This is a genomic window from Streptomyces sp. NBC_00631, assembly GCF_045206895.1.
Classification (GTDB): domain Bacteria; phylum Actinomycetota; class Actinomycetes; order Streptomycetales; family Streptomycetaceae; genus Streptomyces.
Map to the genome: position 1 here is coordinate 5,614,634 of NZ_CP107734.1, position 19,015 is coordinate 5,633,648.

Here is a 19,015-nt window from a genome sequence, read left to right on the forward strand (position 1 = left end):
CCAGGAAGGATCCTCACCAGCTATGGCCGACGAGAACACCCCCGTCACCCCTGAAGAGGGCGGCGACGTCGTGATGCGTATCGAGCCCGTCGGGCTCGAAACGGAGATGCAGCGCTCGTACCTCGACTACGCGATGTCCGTCATCGTGTCCCGCGCGCTGCCCGACGTCCGTGACGGTCTCAAGCCCGTCCACCGCCGGGTGCTGTACGCGATGTACGACGGCGGCTACCGCCCCGAGCGCGGCTTCTACAAGTGCGCCCGTGTCGTCGGCGACGTCATGGGCAACTACCACCCGCACGGCGACTCCTCCATCTACGACGCCCTGGTCCGGCTCGCCCAGCCCTGGTCGATGCGGATGCCGCTCGTCGACTCCAACGGCAACTTCGGCTCCCCGGGCAACGACCCCGCGGCCGCCATGCGGTACACCGAGTGCAAGATGGCGCCGCTGTCGATGGAGATGGTCCGCGACATCGACGAGGAGACCGTCGACTTCACGGACAACTACGACGGCCGCTCCCAGGAGCCGACCGTCCTGCCGGCCCGTTTCCCGAACCTGCTGATCAACGGCTCGGCCGGGATCGCGGTCGGCATGGCGACCAACATCCCGCCGCACAACCTGCGCGAGGTCGCGGCCGGCGCCCAGTGGTGCCTGGAGAACCCGGAGGCCTCGCACGAGGAGCTCCTGGACGCGCTGATCGAGCGGATCAAGGGCCCCGACTTCCCGACCGGGGCGCTGGTCGTCGGCCGCAAGGGCATCGAGGAGGCCTACCGCACGGGCCGCGGCTCGATCACCATGCGTGCCGTCGTCGAGGTCGAGGAGATCCAGAACCGCCAGTGCCTGGTGGTGACGGAGCTGCCGTACCAGGTGAACCCCGACAACCTCGCGCAGAAGATCGCCGACCTGGTGAAGGACGGCAAGGTCGGCGGCATCGCGGACGTGCGGGACGAGACGTCGTCGCGTACGGGCCAGCGTCTGGTCATCGTGCTGAAGCGGGACGCGGTCGCCAAGGTCGTCCTGAACAACCTGTACAAGCACACCGACCTGCAGACGAACTTCGGCGCCAACATGCTGGCGCTGGTCGACGGCGTGCCGCGCACCCTGTCGCTGGACGCGTTCATCCGGCACTGGGTGACGCACCAGATCGAGGTCGTCGTCCGGCGGACGCGCTTCCGGCTGCGCAAGGCCGAGGAGCGGGCGCACATCCTGCGCGGTCTGCTGAAGGCGCTGGACGCGATCGACGAGGTCATCGCGCTGATCCGGGCCAGTGACACGGTCGAGATCGCGCGTACGGGCCTGATGGAGCTCCTGGAGATCGACGAGATCCAGGCCAACGCCATCCTGGAGATGCAGCTGCGGCGGCTGGCCGCTCTGGAGCGCCGGAAGATCATCCAGGAGCACGACGAACTCCAGGCGAAGATCACCGAGTACAACGCGATCCTCGCCTCGCCGGTGCGGCAGCGCGGCATCGTCAGCGAGGAACTGGCCGCGATCGTCGAGAAGTACGGCGACGACCGCAAGACCATGCTGGTGCCCTACGACGGTGACATGTCCATCGAGGACCTGATCGCCGAGGAGGACATCGTGGTCACCGTCACGCGCGGTGGCTACGTCAAGCGGACCAAGACGTACGACTACCGGGCGCAGAAGCGCGGCGGCAAGGGTGTGCGGGGCGCGAAGCTGAAGGAAGACGACATCGTCGACCACTTCTTCGTCTCCACCACGCACCACTGGCTGCTGTTCTTCACCAACAAGGGCCGGGTGTACCGGGCGAAGGCGTACGAGCTGCCGGACGCCGGCCGGGACGCGCGCGGTCAGCACGTGGCGAACCTGCTGGCCTTCCAGCCGGACGAGGCGATCGCCGAGATCCTCGCGATCCGGGACTATGACGCGGCGCCCTACCTGGTGCTGGCCACCAAGGCCGGTCTGGTCAAGAAGACGCCTCTGAAGGATTACGATTCGCCCCGCTCCGGCGGTGTCATCGCGATCAACCTGCGGGAGCGCGAGGACGGTTCCGACGACGAACTGATCGGTGCCGAGCTGGTTTCGGCAGACGATGATCTGCTTCTGATCAGCAAGAAGGCACAGTCGATCAGGTTCACCGCCTCCGACGACACTCTGCGTCCCATGGGCCGGGCCACCTCGGGTGTCAAGGGCATGAGTTTCCGTGAGGCGGATGAACTTCTGTCGATGAATGTTGTTCGACCCGGTACGTTCGTGTTCACTGCCACCGACGGGGGGTACGCGAAGCGGACCCGTGTCGACGAGTACCGCGTCCAGGGCCGCGGCGGCCTCGGTATCAAGGCCGCCAAGATCGTGGAAGACCGTGGCTCGCTCGTCGGCGCGCTGATCGTCGAGGAGAACGACGAGATCCTCGCCATCACCCTGTCCGGCGGTGTGATTCGTACGCGAGTCAGCGGGGTCAGGGAGACGGGCCGTGACACCATGGGCGTCCAACTGATCAACCTGGGCAAGCGCGATGCCGTCGTCGGCATCGCACGTAACGCCGAGGCCGGCAGCGAGGCGGAGGAAGTCGACGGCGAGGACGCCGTGGACGAGACCGTCGAGGGTGTCGCGACCAGCGGCACGGACGAGGGTGAGGCGCCCTCGGCCGAGTAGGCACGAGGAGTGAGTCATCGTGAGCGGAGCCACGGGCGCCGGATCGGCCGGTACCTCTACGGGTACGGATGCGGACGGCGGCGGCCGTGGCTCCGCCGCGTCCGACGGGGGCGGTGCGCCGCAGCAGGCGGACACGCACACGACCCAGCTGAAGGCGATCAAGGCGCCCGCGCCGGATGCGAAGGGATCGCAGGGGGGATCTGTGACCGACACCCGAGGGCAGGCCGCACCGGGCGACCGGCCGGCGCCCGCGCAGCCGCAGAGCGCTTCCCCGCTGCCCGGGGAACGGCACGCCGAGCAGCCCTCCGGGCCCTACCACCCGCCGCAGGCCTACCCGGCGGCGCAGGCCGCACAGGCGCCCCCCGCGGCAGGCGTACGACGGCCCCGCACCGGCGCCGGGACGCGCACCGCGCCGCGCACCCGCAAGGCCCGGCTGCGGGTCGCCAAGGCCGACCCCTGGTCGGTGATGAAGGTCAGCTTCCTGCTCTCCATCGCGCTGGGCATCTGCTCGATCGTGGCGGCGGCGGTGCTGTGGATGGTCCTGGACGCGATGGGCGTGTTCTCGACGGTCGGCGGCACGATCTCGGAGGCCACCGGTTCGAACGAGTCCAATGGCTTCGACCTCCAGTCGTTCCTCTCCCTGCCGCACGTCCTGATGTTCACGTCGATCATCGCGGTCATCGACGTCGTCCTCGCGACGGCGCTGGCGACCCTCGGCGCGTTCATCTACAACCTCTCCGCGGGCTTCGTCGGCGGCATCGAGCTGACCTTGGCCGAGGACGAGTGACCGGGGCTCAAACCTCTCCTGACGATCCCCCGACAACCGATTTTGGGACTGCCCCGGTCGTGCGCTAATCTTCAGGAGTCAGCGCGCGGCACACACACCGCAGAGCGCGGCGGGGCTATAGCTCAGTTGGTTAGAGCGCATCCCTGATAAGGATGAGGCCACAGGTTCAAATCCTGTTAGCCCCACCAGCACGAAGGCCCCCAGTCGATTCGGCTGGGGGCCTTCTGGCATCAACGGCCGACATCAGCCGGCGCCGGCGGGACTGCAGGCCGCGAGGGGGATCACTTGTGTGGGTCCTTGAGAGTGGCGCAGATGGCAAAAGCGGTGAGCCTCTGGCCGGTCTGGCCTTTGTTGACGGCAACTGCCCGCCACGCGTTCGGCGGCAGGCCGTCCGGCCCCGCGGCATAGGAGCCGGTCATCACCAGATCTGGGCTGACCGTTCCGAAGCCGCCGCCGGTGAGGGTGGTTCCGCGCGGGCAGGTGGCGTCAGCGCTGCCGAACGAGTTCGGCGCCACCAGGACGGCGGGTCCCTCGACCTGCTGCGTGGTGAAGCCGCCCCCGCCCTCTCCGGCGGCTGTGGCTCCGGCACTCGCGGCGAGTACGACGCCGACGGCGGCACCGACAGCGGCGATCCTGGGCATGCGGGACATGGTGACTCCCTCGCAGTGGGGCGGTTGGCGTGTCGTGACTGCAAGAGAATCGTGTGCGACCTGGTGACCAGCTGCTTGCTGGAAGATCTGTCCGGGTGACGGCACTGTTCACTGCGGCGGACGGCGGCGCGGCCGCGGACATGAAAAGACCCGGTCGCTGGCGACGGGGGATGCACCAGCGACCGGGTCGTGGTCAGACTAACAAGGTGGCCTGTGCGACGGGAGTCAACTTCTCGGCCGTCGTGAGCAGTTGTGATCGGGATCACTCAAAGGCGGTCAGGGGTGGGGTGGATCAGGCGTCGCAGGGCGGGTCGTAGGCGAGCCGGGGGAGGTACTCGCGCCACTTGGCGGGTGTCAGGACGTTGCGGGTGACCGAGCAGATGCGGTCGACCGCGTGGTCGGCGTCCAGGCTCCACAGCCGGACCGTGTCGGAGCCGCTGGAGACACCCAGCATGTTGCTGCGCGGGCTGAAGGAGAGGAAGTTGCCCGTCTTGGCGTTGGGGCTCATCGACTGGCCGATCGGATGCGCCGAGGAGGGGGACGCCACGTTCCACAGGCGGACCGTGTTGTCGTTGCCTCCGCTGGCCAGGGTCCTGCCGTCCCGGCTGAAGGTCAGGGAGACGACCGCCTCGGTGTGGCCGGTGAGGACCGCGCCCAGCCGGGTCGCGTGCGCGGGGTCGGAGACGTTCCACAGGCGGACCGTGTCGTCGTCGCTGCCGCTGGCCAGGGCGTGCCCGTCGGGGCTGTAGGCGAGGGTGTTGATGGGGCCGAGATGGCCCTTGAGGGGGGCGCCCAGCGGCCTGGCACGAGTCCGGTCGGAGACGTTCCAGAGGCGGACCGTGCCGTCCGCGCTGCCGCTGGCCAGGGTCCTGCCGTCCGGGCTGAAGACGAGCGCGTTGACGTAACCGGTGTGGCCCTTGAGGGGCTCGCCGAGGCGCCTGGGGTGCGCGGGGTCGCTGATGTCGAGGAGTTGCACGGTGCGGTCGTCGTAGTCGGCGGCCACGGTGCGTCCGTCGGGGCTCAGCGCCAGCGCCTCGGCGCCCGCGTACCGGGTGTTCAGCCGGACCGGAGCACCGTACTGGGCGGGGTGCGCGGGGTCGGAGACGTTCCACAGCTGCACCCAGTTGATGTTGTTCTCGCCGGTGAGGATGACGAGGGTGCGGTCGTCCCGGGTGAACACCATCGAGCGCAGGTCCCTTGAACCTGTGCGGAACGGTTCGCCGAGCGCGGTGGGCCGGCCCGGATCGGTGATGTTCCACAGCCGCATCCTGCTGTCGCCGCCCCCGGTGGCCAGGACGCGGCCGTCCGGGCTGAACGCCCCCGCCGCACCGATCATGTCCGCACCCGGGATCGACCACAGCCGCACCTTGCCGTCACCGCTGCCGGTGGCGAGGGTGTGCCCGTCGGGGCTCCAGCCGACGGCGTACATCTCGCCGCTGCTGCCTGCGAGCGGCTCGCCGACCTGGGAGGGGAAGGCCGGGTTGCCGACGTTCCACAGGCTGGCCGTGGAGTCCGCGCTGCCCGCGGCGAGCATGGATCCGTCGGGGCTGAAGGCCACCGACCAGACGGGTCCGGTGTGGCCGGTGAGCGGCCCGCCGAGCGCCTTGGCGTGCGCCCGGTCCGTGACGTCCCACAGCCGTACGGTGTCGTCCTTGCTGCCGCTGGCCAGGGTGCGGCCGTCCGGGCTGAAGGCCACCGAGTGCACGGTCGCGGTGTGCCCGGTCAGCGCAGCGCCGACGCGCTCGGGGTGCCGGGGGTCGGAGACGTCGTACAGGAGGATCGAGTTGTCGTCGCTGCCGGCCGCGAGGGTGCGGCCGTCGGGGCTGAACGCGATGGAGCGCACGGCCTCGGTGTGGCCGGTGAGGGTGCCCAGCGAAGCGGGGTGGCGCGGGTCGTGCACGTCCCACAGGCGGACGGTGTGGTCCTCGTCGGCGGCGGCCAGGGTACGGCCGTCCGGGCTGAACGCGACCAGGTAGACGGTGCCGTCGTGGCCGGCCAGCGGGGAGCCCAGGGAGACGGGGTGCCTCGGGTCGGAGACGTCCCACAGCCGTACGGTGCCGTCGTCGCCGGCGCTGGCCAGGGTCTTGCCGTCCGGGCTGAAGACCGCGCTGGAGACCCAGCTCGTGTGGCCGAGCAGGGGCTTGCCCAGGGCCTTCGGCCGGGTCGGGTCGCTCACGTCCCACAGCCGGACCGTGCGGTCGTAGGCGGCCGTGGCCAGGGTCCTGCCGTCGGGGCTGAAGGTGGTGAGGTAGACGGCGCCGGTGTGGCCGAGCAGCGGGGTGGCCAGCGGGGCGTTGACGATGGAGATCAGGCGGTTGCCGGCACCCTCGTCGTCCGGGCGCAGGTCGTGGGCCACCAAGTCGAGCTGGGCGGACAGTGACGGGTCCGAGTACTGGAATCGGTCGGCCTCCGCGACCACCCGCTCGAACACCGCGTCGTCCCGCTGCTGCCGGGCGATCACGGCGGAGCCGGCCGCCAGCACCGCGAGCACGACCAGCGCCGACACGGCGGCCCGGCTGATCCACACCGTGCGCCGGCGCAGCCGCACCGAGGCTGCCAGGAACTCCACCGCGCTGCGGGTCAGGGAGGTGTCACCGGCCGACTTCGCCCAGGCGTGGGCCTGTTCCAGTCGCGAACCCCGGTAGAGCAGCGCGGAGTCCTTGGACGACTCGTCCCAGGCCCGGCCGTCCTCCTCCAGGCGCTGGCGCAGCAGATTGCCCTTGCGGTCCTCGTCGAGCCACTCGCGCAGCCGGGGCCAGGCGTGCAGCAGCGCCTCGTGGGTGATCTCCACGGTGTCCGCGTCCAGCGTCACCAGTCGGGCCCGGACCAGCGTTTCGAGCGACTCCTCCGTCTTGTCCGGGTCGGTGGACTCGGCGGCCAGCTGGCGCCGTGTGCCGCGCCTGCGGGTCGCCTGGGTGTCCTCGCCGAGCCGTACCAGGCGGAGCAGCAGCAGCCGGGCGGCCCCGCGGGCGGCCGGGTCCAGGCTGGACCAGGCGCGCTCGGCGGTCGCGGCTACGGCGCCCTGGATGCCTCCGGCGGCCCGATAGCCGGCCAGCGTCAGCCGGCCGGCCTTGCGGCGCTGCCAGGTGGCGAGAAGGGCATGGGACAGGAGCGGGAGGACGCCCGCGTCATGGGCGCCGCGTGGACCGTCCGCGCTCACCTCCCGGACGATCAGCTCGGCGAGGCCGGGCTCCAGCTCCAGGCCCACCGCCTTCGCCGGGCCGGTCACGGCCTCACGCAGTTCGGTGGTGGACAGCGGGCCGAGCACCATGTGCCGGTGCTGGAGCGCGTCGGCCAGCTCCGGATAGCCGAGGCACTGCTCGTAGAAGTCGGCCCGGATGCCGAGTACGACCAGGGCGGGGGCCGGCTCGCCGGGGGCGGCGGGAGTGCTGGCCGAGTGCAGGAGCTGGACGAAGGTGCGCCGGTCCGTCTCGTCGGTATCGAGGGTGAAGGTCTCCTCGAACTGGTCGACGATCACGACCGGACGGGCTGGCTCGGGACCCGAAGGCGGCCATGTTTCACGTGAAACATCGGCTGGACCACCGACGGCTGACCCGGACTCGGTCTCGCGGCGGGCCCAGGACGTGATCGCTTTCCGTACGGCGTCCGGATCGTCCAGGTCCGCCAGTTCGGCCAGGTCGGGTATTCGGCGGGTCAGCTCCTTCACCGGGTCCGCGCCCGGGACGAGTTGCAGGATGTGCCGTGGGCGGGCCTTGTCGTCGTCCAGGGCGCCGCTCTGCAGCGCGGTGACCAGGCCGGCGTTCAGCAGTGAGGACTTTCCCGCTCCCGAGGCGCCGACCAGCATCACCAGGCCGCCGCCCGCCTTCGCGGAACGGAGCTGGGTGACCAGCGCGTCGGTGCTGCGCTCCCGGCCGAAGAACCAGCGGGCATCCTCGCGGCGGTAGGAGGCCAGACCACGGTACGGGCAGACGCTGTCGACCGATGGCGGCCGTTCCGTCTCCTCTGCCGTCTCCGGTGCGGGCAGCTCGCCGACCGGATCGGCCACGGCCCGCTCCCACAGTTTCTGCCACTGGGCCATGTCGTAGAGCCCGCTGGACACCGGCGCCGGCTGGACGCGGCGCGCCTGTGGGATCAGGACCTGCAGGACGGCGGAGAGGGCGACGAACTGGGCGGGCACGTTCTTCGCCCGCCGCCAGTCGCTGATCCGCTGGGCGGAGACCCGCACCGGACGGCCTCGCTCATCGACGCGATGCAGTCGGTCGACCGCTTCGGCGACGCGTTTGAGTGGAGGATTACCGGCCTCCTTGTACAGCAACGCGAGGCGTTCCGCGAAGGCTGTGCGTGCCCCTGCATCGGGACCCAAGGCTCTCCACCCCTTACTTCCCCCGCTGCTGGTCATCCGGACCGGAAAACTCACCTTATACGGCTGACCTGCGGCAAAGCTCCGGACCGGACGTCCTGCCCTCCTCAGACGGGCTCATCGGCTGGCAGGATTTCGCCGCAGCAACGCAGTCATCGGGTCTCGCCCCGACCGGCCGACCAGCTCAGCACTCGCAGAGACAGCTCACGGCACCGCACGTTCTCGGTCACCTTCGACCGGCGTCCTTCCGCCGCAGTGGCCGTATGACGCGAGCTGCTTCCGCACACCGAGCAGGTCTACGGGCTCAGTGCGCGGTCCGACACCACCCGCGCCGTTCGGCACCGGTCCCCACGTGGGGAGGGACCGGAGCCGAACGGCACGGGGGCACGGTGCCGGTACCGCACCGCACGGGATCACATCCAGCCCGCCGCCCGTGCCGCCTCGACCGCCCCTTCCTCCGCGTCGTCGGCGATCGCGTTCAGAGCCGTGTCCTGTCCCGCCGCCGTGCCGCCGGCCGCCTTCGCGGCCGCCTGGGACGCGGTGAGGGCGGCGCGCAGGGCCGTCGCCGCCCCGGAGCGGGCCATTTGTGCGGCCACCTGTGCGGCCAGTGCCGCCGTGGCGGCTGCGTTGCGGGCGCAGCGGGCGTCCGCCGCCGGGTCCGGCGCGGTGCCGGCCAGGGCGGTGAGGGACTGGGCCGACAGCCGGAGCGCGTTGGCGGCCCGGCCCACCGGAGTCGTCGGGACGGTCTGCGCCGCGTCGGGGGCGATCCCCGCGTGGCGACAGGCGGCCACCGCACGTTCGTACGCGCTGCGGGCGCGCGCCGAGTGCAGCTTTCTCAGGGTGTCCGCCGAAGGGGAGTCAGCCGAGGGGTTGGTCGTCATCTGTGCCTCCTTGTGGGGAGCGCCGTGACGGGGCTGAGGGTTGCTGCGGGTACGTGGGGGCTGGTCGCGCCCACGCGGCGGCAGCCGCATATCGGAGACAGTCCCGCGCCCCTGCGGGGCGCTCTCCAGGGGCCCGCCCCGACGGGACTGTCGGTCAGCCGAACAGGCCCAGTGCCGAGTCCACCGACCAGCTCTGCCAGCTGATCGCGAAGAGGCCGGCCAGGGAGATCAGGGCCATCATCAGGTTCTGCCCCTGTTCGGCCCAGTCGTGGATCATGAGGACCAGGTAGATCAGGTTGAGCAGGAACCCGGCCGCCAGCGCGATCGGCGTGAGGAAGCCGGAGACCAGGCCGAGGCCCAGGGCGAGCTCCGCGTACGCCACGACGTAGGCCATCAGCCGGGGGCGCGGCGCGACGACGGTGTCGAAGCCCCGCCGGACCACCGGCCAGCGGTGCTTCTCCGCGACACCGGCCGCCCACCGGATGCCCCCACCGCCGAACCACTGCTTCTTGTCCTTGTGCCGCCAGCTCTCCAGCCACCACAGACCGAGCCCGATGCGGAGCACCGCGAACCATTCGGCACCGCTCAGCAAGGCTGATCGCATCCCGCACCCTCCCCGGATCCCCGAACTCACCTGACGGACCGTCAGTTCAGCGGAAGGCGGCGCGTGCCGCAAGGGGCTGCGCGCCACGTGGTTCGCCCGAGTGGAGCGTGGTGGGCCTTGCTGGTGCAGGCTCCTGGGCCTAGCCTTAATGCCGACGGCTTATCTGATGGACCGTCAGATAAATTCGGAACTCCGCAGGCAGCAGGGGGTAGGCATGGCAGAGAACGCAACCGGCACCCAGGATCTGCCCAGGGTCATCAGCGTGGACGACCACGTGATCGAGCCCGCTCACCTCTTCGAGAAGTGGCTGCCGGGCAAGTACCGCGACAAGGGGCCCAAGCCCTTCACCGCCGGCATCGGCGAACTCGCCTACGTCGGCGGCAAGTACCGCTTCACCACCGACCCCGAGGGCCAGACCACCGACTGGTGGGAGTACGAGGGCCTGCTCTTCCCGTACAAGCGGATCATCGCCGCCGTCGGCTTCTCCCGGGACGAGATGACGCTCGACGGCATCACCCGGGAGCAGATGCGGCCCGGCTGCTGGGACCCCAGGGAACGGCTCAAGGACATGGACATCAACCATGTCGAGGCCTCCCTCTGCTTCCCCACCTTCCCCCGCTTCTGCGGGCAGACCTTCGCCGAGGCCGAGGACAAGGAGGTCGCGCTGGCCTGTGTCCGCGCCTACAACGACTGGATGGTCGAGGAGTGGTGCGGGGACAGCGGGGGCCGGCTGATCCCGCTGTGCCTGATCCCGCTGTGGGACATCGACCTGGCCGTCGCCGAGATCCGGCGCAACGCCCAGCGGGGCGTCCGGGCGGTCACCTTCAGCGAGATCCCCACCTACCTGGGCCTGCCGTCCATCCACTCCGGCTACTGGGACCCGTTCTTCGCGGCCTGCGAGGAGACCGGGACGGTCGTCAACATGCACATCGGGTCGAGCTCCCAGATGCCGGCCGCCTCCCCGGACGCCCCGCCCGCCGTCCAGGCCTCGCTCAGCTTCAACAACGCCATGGCCTCGATGATGGACTTCCTCTTCTCCGGCGTCCTGGTGAAGTTCCCCCGGCTGAAACTCGCGTACAGCGAGGGCCAGATGGGCTGGATCCCGTACGCCCTGGAACGCGCCGACGACGTCTGGGAGGAGCACCGCGCCTGGGGCGGGGTGAAGGACCTGATCCCCGAACCGCCCTCGACGTACTACTACCGGCAGATCTTCTGCTGCTTCTTCCGCGACCGGCACGGCATCGAGGCGATCGAGACGATCGGCGTGGACAACGCGACCTTCGAGACGGACTACCCGCACGTCGACTCGACCTGGCCGGATACCAAGCGGGTGGCCCAGGAGCATGTCGGCGGCCTGGCGCCGGAGGTGGCGTACAAGCTGCTGCGCGGCAACGCCATCCGGATGCTGGAGCTGCCGTTCAAGTAGCCGGTTCAGCGGGTCCCCTGCTGGGCAGGGGACCTTCCATGAAGGTCTCCGTCGACGCCGACGTCTGTTATGGGTCGGGTGAGTGTGCGTTCCGGGCACCCGCTGTGTTCGGTTTCGAGGACGGGTACGGTTTCGTCCTGCCCGGACGCGAGGAGCCCGGGGAGCCCGGCAACGACGACGAACTGATCCGGGACATCGCCGAGCGCTGCCCGTCGCAGGCGATCCGGATCGACGGCCGAAGGGTCACCGACTAGCGGATGAGCACCGCCCCCACCGAACTCACCGAACTTCTGGCCACCCTCGGCCGCCGCTACGTCCGCGACTTCCCCCGCCCGTGGGGCAAGACCCTCGCGGCCCGCGCGCTCAACCCGTACCTGCGCGACCACCCCCGGCGGCGCGTCGTCGAGACGCTCTCCGGCGACCGGTTCGCGGTCGACACCCAGGACCTCATCCAGCGCTACCTCTACCTCTTCGGGGTGTGGGAACCGCACATGACCCGCTGGCTGCGCGGCCGGCTGGCGCCGGGGGACTGCTTCGTCGACGTCGGCGCCAACATCGGCGTCTTCAGCGTCCTCGCCTCCCGGCTGGTCGGGGAGCAGGGCCGGGTCGTGGCCGTCGAGGCCTCCCCCGCCTTTCACCGCCGCCTCGAACAGCAGAGCGCGCTCAACGGCTGCCGGAACATCCGCGCGGTCAACGCCGCCGTCTCCGACGCCCACCGCACCCTGACCTTCGTGCTCGCCAGCTCCCGCAACATGGGCGCCAACAGCATCGTCCCGTGGGACGGACCGGCCGAGTCCAGCTTCGACATCGAGGCCGTGCCGCTGCCCGAACTGCTCGGGCCGGAGGAGATCGAGACCGCGCGGGTCATCAAGATCGACGTGGAGGGCGCCGAGGGCGCGGTGGTGCGCGGGCTCGCGCCGCTGCTGGAGAAGCTGCGCCCGGACGCCGAGCTCACCGTCGAGGTCACCCCCGACCGGATGGCCCAGCTCGGCGACCGTGCGGACGACCTGCTGCGCACCATGACCGACGCCGGCTACCACGTCTACCGGCTCGCCAACAGTTACGCGGCCGACAGCTACCCCCGCGCCCTGTACGGCGAACCGGTGGTCCCGGTCCGCTGGGACCGTCCGGTGACCGAGGAGAGCGACCTGGTGTTCTCACGAGTGGACGCGGCGACCTTGTGAGCGCCCCCGAAGGACGGTCGTATCGCTGGGGGAGACCGCCGCACCGCCCAGCGGGGCGGTCGGGCCGGGCAGGTCACCCGTAGCGCCAGCCGAGCTCGGCCAGTGCCCGTGCCCGGGCCGCCACGACCGCCATCCGGGCCTCCCGTTCCGCCGGGTCGGTATGGGCGGGGTGGCCGGTGACCTGGCCCTCCCACTTGCGGTACAGCAGCCCGACCTCCGCCGAGAACCAGCCCCGGCTCACGGCGTCGAGAGCGAGCAGCAGCCCGGTGTCCTCGGAGGCGGGCAGCGCCATCCAGCCGCCGAGGGCGAGCAGCAGCTCACGGCGGACGAAGAGGGTGGCCGGGTGGACCTGGGCGCGGAAGCCGTTCGCCGTCCAGTGGCCGAGCACTGTCCCGCGTTCGACCGGGCCCTCCTCCGGGTCGCCCGGGAAGTGGGCCGTGGAGCCGTCCGGCAGCAGGTCCAGGGCCCGTGAGGTGGCCCAGCCGAGGTCCGGGCGAGCCTCCAGCGCGGCCAGGTCACGGCCCAGGGCACCCGGTGAAAGCCGGTCGTCGGCGTCGAGGACCTTGACGTACGAGCCCTCCGCCCGGGCCAGCGCGATGGTGCGCGCGACCCCGGGACCGCCGGCGCGGCCCTGCCGGAACGACACCCGCGCGTCGTCGGGGACGTAGGGGCCGACCTCGTCGCCGTAGCCGTCCTCCTGGATCAGCCACTGCCACTCCCACCCGTCCGGCAGGGCCTGCCCGCACAGCGACTTGTAGGCCTCGGGCAGGAAGCGGGCCGACGGCGAGTGGACCGCGGTGACGACGGTGATGCGCCGGGTCACGGCAGCGCTCACCACCTTTCCAGGTGGGTGGTGAAGAGCAGCTCGGTGCGGTCGCCGGGGAGCGTGACCGCGGTGATGTCCACGATCCGGTCGTGGATGTCGTACGACCGCTTGCGCAGCAGGATCACCGAGGTGCCGGCCGGCAGGTCCAGCTCCCGGGCCTCCTCGGGCGTCGGCGGGCGGGCGGTGAAACGCTCCTCGACCCGGGCGAGCTCGATGCCGACGGTGTGCAGCTGGTTCTGGGTGCCGCCCGGCCAGGGTTCGTTGGTCTCGTCCAGGAGATCCGGGTTGGCCGCGATCATGTCGCGGACGAGGTACGAGGTCACCAGGCTGAAAGGGGCGGTCTCGGCGGAGTGCCGGGTCCGGTAGGTGCGCTCCAGGAGCGCGGTGCCCTCGGGCACGCCGAACGCGCCGGCGAGGTCGGCGGGCGCGGTCAGCTCGCGGTAGCGGGCGAAGAAGACCAGGTCGTCGATGACCAGGCCGGTCTCGCGTTCGGTCGCACCGGTCCTGGCCCGGGTGGCCTCCGGCATCAGGGCGCGGTCCTTCTCCCACTGGTGCCGTTCGTTGTCGCGGACCGCGCGGGTGCGCGGGCGGCGCACGAAGGTGCCGCTCCCGTGCCGCTTGTCGATCAGGCCCTCCGCGCTCAGCAGCCGCAGCGCGTTCTGGATCGTGGGCACGCTACGGCCGTGGTGCCGGGCCAGCTCCGCCTCGGAGGGCAGCCGCGCGCCGGGGCTGAGCTCGCCGTTACGGATGGCGCGACGGAGGTCGTCGGCGATCTCCTCGTAGGCCTTGGGCACACGATCAGCGTACGACTCCTCAAGAGGAGTTGATGAGTCGAGCCGCTTCGCCCCTGGGCGAAGCATGTCCGGACGTGCGGAGACCCGCGGCCGGATCGGTCCCGGTCACGGGTCTGTGTCGCAGTAGGCGCTGGTACGTACGCAAGTCGCCCTTGCGCCGTTGCGTCCGAGCCGTCTGTACCGGCGGGTTCAGCAGTCCAGCGGTGCCGCGGGGGGCTCGGCCGGGCTATCCGACTCGGTGTCCAGGGGGCGGTGGCGGCAGCTGGGGGTCTTGCCGTGGGCCTCGGCCCGGATGCGCTGCTTCATCGTGGGCGGCAGGGACCTTGCGTGGGACCAGAGCCAGTGGCTTTGTGCCGGGATCGTCACCCGGTCCGTGCTGTGGTCGTCGCCGGTGCTGTTGCGCGGGGTCTCGGTCTGCGGTACCGCGGCGGCGGTGGTGGCGGAGACGAATCCGAGCGCCGTGCACAGCGCGAGGAAGGCGGTGACGATGGCGGTCCACAGCGTCATGACCTTGGAGTTCCGGGCCATGGCCCCTCACTTTCGGGTTGGGCGATTTGCGTACTTTCCTCATGATGTGTATGGGGATCCCGAAGTGGGGGACGTCGGCCTGTGGCGCGTCGATGTTCTGATGAACACCACACGGATGGGTGCATGGCGTGGGAAAAATCCCAAGAAAGGCCCATGAAGGGAGTCGAGACGGAGCAAAGTCACCGTCCGTGGAGGTGTGATCACCCTCCGATCGGAGCGGCCGGACCTCGCGCAACGCCTTGTGGCGGACCGGAGTTGGGGTCGGATGCCAGGTCACCGATCGATATCGGTCGGTGTGTATAGTCGGGCGCCAGAGGTCCCCTACGTCAAGGAAGAGACGAGGTCGCGCGGTGAAGAAGCTTCTCCTGGTCGCACTGGCCGCCATCGGCGGGCTCCTCGTGTACCGCCAGATCCAGGCGGATCGCGCCGAGCAGGATCTGTGGACGGAGGCGACTGACTCCGTGCCCACGGGTTCGTGAGTACCGACCACAGACGAGACTGAGACCCCGGCCGCCGAGCGGTCGGGGTTTTGCGTTGCCGGGGGGCCGGGGGGCGTTGCCGGGGGGCTGGGACCGTGGCGCGACGGGGGCGTTTCGGACGGTCGTACGGATCGCCGGGTGGCGCACGGGCGCACGGGGCAGTATGGGCCCGGCCCGTCCGGGACTCGGGCGGCCGGCGGACGACGGCTGGGGGGCGCGCGTGATACGGCGGTGGTGCAATACGGCAGCACGGCGGGGCCTCGGAGGCACGGCCGCACTCGCACTGGCAGCACTGCTGACGGCACCGCTGCCGGCCTCCGCGGCCTCCGCGGCCTCCGCGTCCAGCGGCAGTGACAGCGGATACGCCTTCGCTCCCGACGCCCGTACGGTCACCGGAGCGACGGGCACCACGGACGCCGTACCGCTGGAGCCCGGCACGACCTACCGCAGCACCCTCCCGGACAAGGGCTCGCTGTACTTCCGCCTCGAACTCGCCGCCGACACCACGGCCTACGTCCCGGTCACCGCCATCCCGCCCGCCGACGCCACCGTCTCCGCCAGCGACGGCGTGGAGGTCTCGATCGAGGACGCCAACGGCACCGCCTGCGACTACGACAGCGGCCGCTTCGGCGCCGGGCTCAGCCCCCGGCCGGTCACAGCGGTGGGACGGCGGGACCCGGGCAGGGCGCTGTGCAAGGACGCCGGCACCTACTACGTGGTCGTCGAGCGGGCCGTGTCCGGCTCGACGACCACCTCCCCGGGCAGCTGGGACCTGGAGATCGCCCCCGTCACCGAACCGGCCCTGGCCGCGACCGGCGCCACCACCGCCCCCGGGACCTGGAACTCCGCGTCACCCGAGCCGCTCACCTCGGCCCCCCACCGCCGCGCCGCGGGCGCCGGCTTCACCACGGCCCGCCCCCTGGAACAGGGCATCTGGCAGACCGACATCACGCCAGGCCAGACCCTCTACTACGCCGTCCCGGTCGACTGGGGCCAGCAGCTCCACGCCACCGTCGACCTCGGCAGCACCAGCGGCGACCTCCACGGCTACGTCAGCGCCGCGCTCAACCTCTCCCTCTACAACCCGGTCCGCGGCTACGTCGACGACGTCTCCCTCGGCTATGACGGCACCCAGAAGTCGTCCTCCCTCGAACCCCTGCCACCCGTGGCGTACGCCAACCGGTACGCCGGCTCCGGCATGGAGAGCTCCGTCCGCTTCGCCGGCGCCTACTACCTCGTCGTCCACCTCACCGGGCAGACCGCGGCCACCTTCGGCAAGGGGCCGTACGGCGTCACGCTCCGGGTCCGCGTCGACGGCACCCCGAACTCCGGCCCCGGGTATGCCGGTTCGCCGGTCCCGAAGGGCGTCTTCGACGTGTCCTCGGCCGGGGCAGGCCTCGTGAGCGGGGCCGGCGACGACCACACGGCGATGCGGGCGCTCGCGGCCGGCGGCATCGGCACGGGCACGGCCCTGCTGCTCGTCCTCGGCGTGTGGACCCTGACCGCCCGGCGCGCTCAGATCCGGGCCAGCGCCCAGAAGCCGACGGCGTAACAGGCAAGCGCGAGGAGCAGGATGGGCACGGCCGCCCTGGCGGAAGGGCCGGGCCGGGGCGCCCGCCGCCGACGCCGGCCGTGGGTGCGGACCGACGGCGGTGGGGTCTGCGGGTCACGCGCGGTGTAGGTGGCGGTGGTGGTGTCGGTGTCCGGCCGGGCCGGGGGGAGCGGCTGCGCGGGGGACCACGGTGTGCGGGGCCGCGCGGCCGGGACGGCCTGCTGCTGGGCGTACGGGGGATACGGCGGTACCGGCTGGGGCCGCAGCGCAGCGGGGTCCGGGGCGACCGGCACCTGGGGCGGCGGGAGCCGGAAACTGCCGGTGTCGGACAGGGAGGCGGGGGCCGACGAGGTCCCGGCGCCGCCGGTCCGGTCGGTGGCGGAGACCGCCGAGGACCCGACGGCGCCGCCGGCCGCGGCCGCCGAGCCCGTACCTCGGCCTGTCCCGGCGCCCGGGCCCGTACTTCGGCCAGTCCCGGCACCATGGCCCACGCCTGGGCCCGTACCCGCACCCGGCCCCGCCACACCGGCTGATTCCCCGGCCGTCTCCGCAGCCTTCGCCGGGCCCGGAGCCGCCCCGGCCGCCCGCGCTTCTGCAACACTCGCCGCGCTGCCCGTACCGGGCGTTTCCGCTCCCGCTCCCGGTGCCGTTCCCGACCCCGGCACTCCTGGCTCTCCTGAGGTCCGTGTGTCGACCCCGGAAGCCAACCGCACCGGACCATCCGGCCCGAACCCCGTGGGCAAGGGGCCCAGTTGGTCGAAAATCTCGATCGAGTCGTCGTCAGTGCCCGTCTCCGGGAGGAGTTCCCTGGCCTGAGCGAGCGCTCTGCGGGCTCCGACGGCCGTACGGAAGCGGGCATGGGGGTCGGGCTGGAGGAGGCCGGCCACCACCTCCCAGAGCGGGTCCGGGATGCCTTTGGGCGCTCCCGGGGTGCCGTGTTCGGCGAAGTACTGGACGAGCGCCTTGGCGTCGGGCTTGGCGCCTTCCAGGAGATACAGGGCGACCAGACCGACGGCGAACAGGTCGGCCGTGAAGTCGGGCTCTGCGCCCAGGAGTTGCTCGGGAGCGATGTAACCCGGCGTACCGACCACGAGGTTGGTCTCGGTCAGCCGGGCCTCGCCGAGCCGCATGGCGATGCCGAAGTCGGAGAGGCGGAGGCGGGGCCGGGCGGTGCCGGTGGCCTCCAGGAGGATGTTGGCGGGTTTGATGTCGCGGTGCACCACCTCTTCGGCGTGCACCGCGGCGAGACCGGAGAGCAGTTGGTCGAGGAGCGTGCAGACGAACAGCGGGGGCAGCGGTCCGTAGTCCCCGACGAGATGGACCAGCGAGCCGCCGGCGACCAGGTCCATCGTGAACAGGACCTTGTCGTCGTCGGCGGCCCAGCTGGCCGGAGCCAGGACATGGGGATGATCGATGCGCAGCGCCTGCTCCCGCACGAAGCGCAGCAGCGCGTGGGCGTCGCTCTGCTGGAGCACCTTGGCCGCCACATAGCGCTTGCGCCGGTGGTCCCAGGCACGCCAGACGGCGCCCACTCCGCCATGACCGATCGGGTCGGCCAGTTCGTACCGGCCCGCGAAGACCTCACCCATGACTGCCCGTACCCCTCCCCCTCTGGTCCCCCCTGCCACCCCCTTGCCTGTTACCCCCCTTGCTTCCCCCGGATGAGCGATACGACCCCTCTCGCGTGCCCCCTGCTGCCAGGGCCTGACCCCGCCCGGTTCACCGGACCCCCTCCGGTGCGCCGGGCCGCGGCTCAGCTCTGGTGCGACTGGTAGTGCGTGACCGCGTCCGAGGTGCGGCCGGCACCGTAGACCCGGAGGAACTCCGCCAGCTCCGGGTGGGTCGGAGCGAGCGTGTCGGCCGCGTCGATGATGTCACCGGCGGCGGCCACCGAGCGCAGCAGTGACTGGATCTCGCGGACCACCCGCTTGACCGTCGGGGCCCCTGAGCCGCTCGTCGTCTGCGTGGTGTTGCTCAGCACCGAGCCCCCCTGGGACTTCTTGATCTCGTCCATCCGCTCGGTCGCCTCGGCCGCGCTCACGCTGCCGTCCGCGACCTGCTGCGCCAGGTCCTGGAGCAACTGCACCCGCTGGACCACGGCCGGGTTGCCGATCTTCGCCCGCTGGCCGCTCATCAGCTGCGACAGCATGGGCGCGGACAGTCCGAGGACCGCCGCGAGACGTGCCTGGTTGAGTCCCAGGTCGTCGATGAGCTTACGGAAGAGCGCCCCCAACGGCTCTCCGTACCAGTTCCGCTGCAGCTCCCGCGCTCTGGCGGTGGCTTCCTGCTGTGCGGCGTCCATTGCGTCTCCCCATCGCTTCCCCAAAAAAACCACGGTTCGCTACAGCGAACCCCGTCGAGCATCT

General features: G+C 71.2%; 16 protein-coding genes and 1 tRNA gene. 8 read left to right on the forward strand and 9 right to left on the reverse strand.

Going from position 1 to position 19,015, the window contains the following annotated elements:
- Window positions 1-22 precede the first annotated feature (22 nt).
- From gyrA to OHB00_RS25760, 3 genes are all read left to right on the forward strand, one after another.
- Window positions 23-2,617 (forward strand): DNA gyrase subunit A, encoded by a 2,595-nt coding sequence (gene gyrA / locus OHB00_RS25750; RefSeq protein WP_406437944.1) that lies wholly within the window; start codon window positions 23-25, stop codon window positions 2,615-2,617.
- A gap of 19 nt (window positions 2,618-2,636) precedes the next feature.
- Window positions 2,637-3,404 (forward strand): DUF3566 domain-containing protein, encoded by a 768-nt coding sequence (locus OHB00_RS25755; RefSeq protein ID WP_406437945.1) that lies wholly within the window; start codon window positions 2,637-2,639, stop codon window positions 3,402-3,404.
- A gap of 111 nt (window positions 3,405-3,515) precedes the next feature.
- Window positions 3,516-3,592: transfer RNA gene (locus OHB00_RS25760), tRNA-Ile, on the forward strand.
- Between the two features lie 93 nt (window positions 3,593-3,685).
- Here the strand turns inward: OHB00_RS25760 and OHB00_RS25765 are convergent.
- The 4 genes from OHB00_RS25765 to OHB00_RS25780 all read right to left on the reverse strand — a co-directional run bounded on the left by OHB00_RS25765 (window position 3,686) and on the right by OHB00_RS25780 (window position 9,860).
- Window positions 3,686-4,054 (reverse strand): hypothetical protein, encoded by a 369-nt coding sequence (locus tag OHB00_RS25765; RefSeq protein WP_406437946.1) that lies wholly within the window; start codon window positions 4,052-4,054, stop codon window positions 3,686-3,688.
- Between the two features lie 292 nt (window positions 4,055-4,346).
- Window positions 4,347-8,414, reverse strand: coding sequence for a hypothetical protein (locus OHB00_RS25770; RefSeq protein WP_406437947.1), 4,068 nt, complete (start codon window positions 8,412-8,414; stop codon window positions 4,347-4,349).
- A 374-nt stretch (window positions 8,415-8,788) separates the two neighbouring features.
- Window positions 8,789-9,256, reverse strand: a complete 468-nt coding sequence (locus OHB00_RS25775; protein ID WP_406437949.1) for a hypothetical protein — start codon at window positions 9,254-9,256, stop codon at window positions 8,789-8,791.
- Between the two features lie 154 nt (window positions 9,257-9,410).
- Window positions 9,411-9,860, reverse strand: coding sequence for a DoxX family protein (locus OHB00_RS25780; RefSeq protein WP_406437950.1), 450 nt, complete (start codon window positions 9,858-9,860; stop codon window positions 9,411-9,413).
- Window positions 9,861-10,074: 214 nt separating this feature from the next.
- Here OHB00_RS25780 and OHB00_RS25785 point away from each other — a divergent pair, with 214 nt between their 5' ends.
- Genes OHB00_RS25785 through OHB00_RS25795 form a run of 3 tightly spaced genes read left to right on the forward strand, consistent with a single transcriptional unit; the run spans window position 10,075 to window position 12,470 of the window.
- The gene (locus OHB00_RS25785) at window positions 10,075-11,286 is read left to right on the forward strand and encodes an amidohydrolase family protein (RefSeq protein ID WP_406437951.1); all 1,212 of its coding nucleotides are present in this window, start codon (window positions 10,075-10,077) and stop codon (window positions 11,284-11,286) included.
- Window positions 11,287-11,324: 38 nt separating this feature from the next.
- Window positions 11,325-11,540, forward strand: a complete 216-nt coding sequence (locus OHB00_RS25790; protein ID WP_406437953.1) for a ferredoxin — start codon at window positions 11,325-11,327, stop codon at window positions 11,538-11,540.
- Between the two features lie 3 nt (window positions 11,541-11,543).
- Window positions 11,544-12,470, forward strand: a complete 927-nt coding sequence (locus tag OHB00_RS25795; RefSeq protein ID WP_406437954.1) for an FkbM family methyltransferase — start codon at window positions 11,544-11,546, stop codon at window positions 12,468-12,470.
- A gap of 73 nt (window positions 12,471-12,543) precedes the next feature.
- Here OHB00_RS25795 and OHB00_RS25800 read toward each other — a convergent pair whose 3' ends face one another.
- From OHB00_RS25800 to OHB00_RS25810, 3 genes are all read right to left on the reverse strand, one after another.
- Window positions 12,544-13,305 carry a glycosyltransferase family 2 protein gene (locus tag OHB00_RS25800; protein ID WP_406437955.1) on the reverse strand — a complete coding sequence of 254 codons (762 nt, stop codon included), beginning with the start codon at window positions 13,303-13,305 and terminating at the stop codon, window positions 12,544-12,546.
- Complete coding sequence (locus OHB00_RS25805) at window positions 13,302-14,090, reverse strand: GntR family transcriptional regulator (protein WP_406437957.1); 789 nt, start codon at window positions 14,088-14,090, stop codon at window positions 13,302-13,304. Before OHB00_RS25805 ends, OHB00_RS25800 begins: the two co-directional genes overlap by 4 nt.
- A gap of 189 nt (window positions 14,091-14,279) precedes the next feature.
- A complete protein-coding gene (locus OHB00_RS25810) occupies window positions 14,280-14,618 on the reverse strand; it encodes a DUF6344 domain-containing protein (protein ID WP_406437958.1) in 339 nt (112 codons plus the stop codon).
- A gap of 350 nt (window positions 14,619-14,968) precedes the next feature.
- Between OHB00_RS25810 and OHB00_RS25815 the strand changes: the two genes are divergently transcribed.
- Window positions 14,969-15,097 (forward strand): DLW-39 family protein, encoded by a 129-nt coding sequence (locus OHB00_RS25815; protein WP_003999697.1) that lies wholly within the window; start codon window positions 14,969-14,971, stop codon window positions 15,095-15,097.
- Between the two features lie 220 nt (window positions 15,098-15,317).
- Entirely contained in the window at window positions 15,318-16,649 is a 1,332-nt protein-coding gene (locus OHB00_RS25820; RefSeq protein ID WP_406437960.1) for a hypothetical protein, read from the forward strand.
- Here OHB00_RS25820 and OHB00_RS25825 read toward each other — a convergent pair.
- Together OHB00_RS25825 and OHB00_RS25830 are read right to left on the reverse strand one after the other, a co-directional pair.
- Window positions 16,613-18,238, reverse strand: coding sequence for a protein kinase domain-containing protein (locus OHB00_RS25825; RefSeq protein ID WP_406437961.1), 1,626 nt, complete (start codon window positions 18,236-18,238; stop codon window positions 16,613-16,615). The two genes, OHB00_RS25820 and OHB00_RS25825, sit on opposite strands and share 37 nt — an antisense overlap.
- Window positions 18,239-18,402: 164 nt before the next feature.
- Window positions 18,403-18,951: a DNA-binding protein gene (locus OHB00_RS25830; protein ID WP_181803462.1), complete on the reverse strand. Its 549-nt coding sequence runs from the start codon at window positions 18,949-18,951 to the stop codon at window positions 18,403-18,405.
- Between the last annotated feature and the right edge of the window lie 64 nt (window positions 18,952-19,015).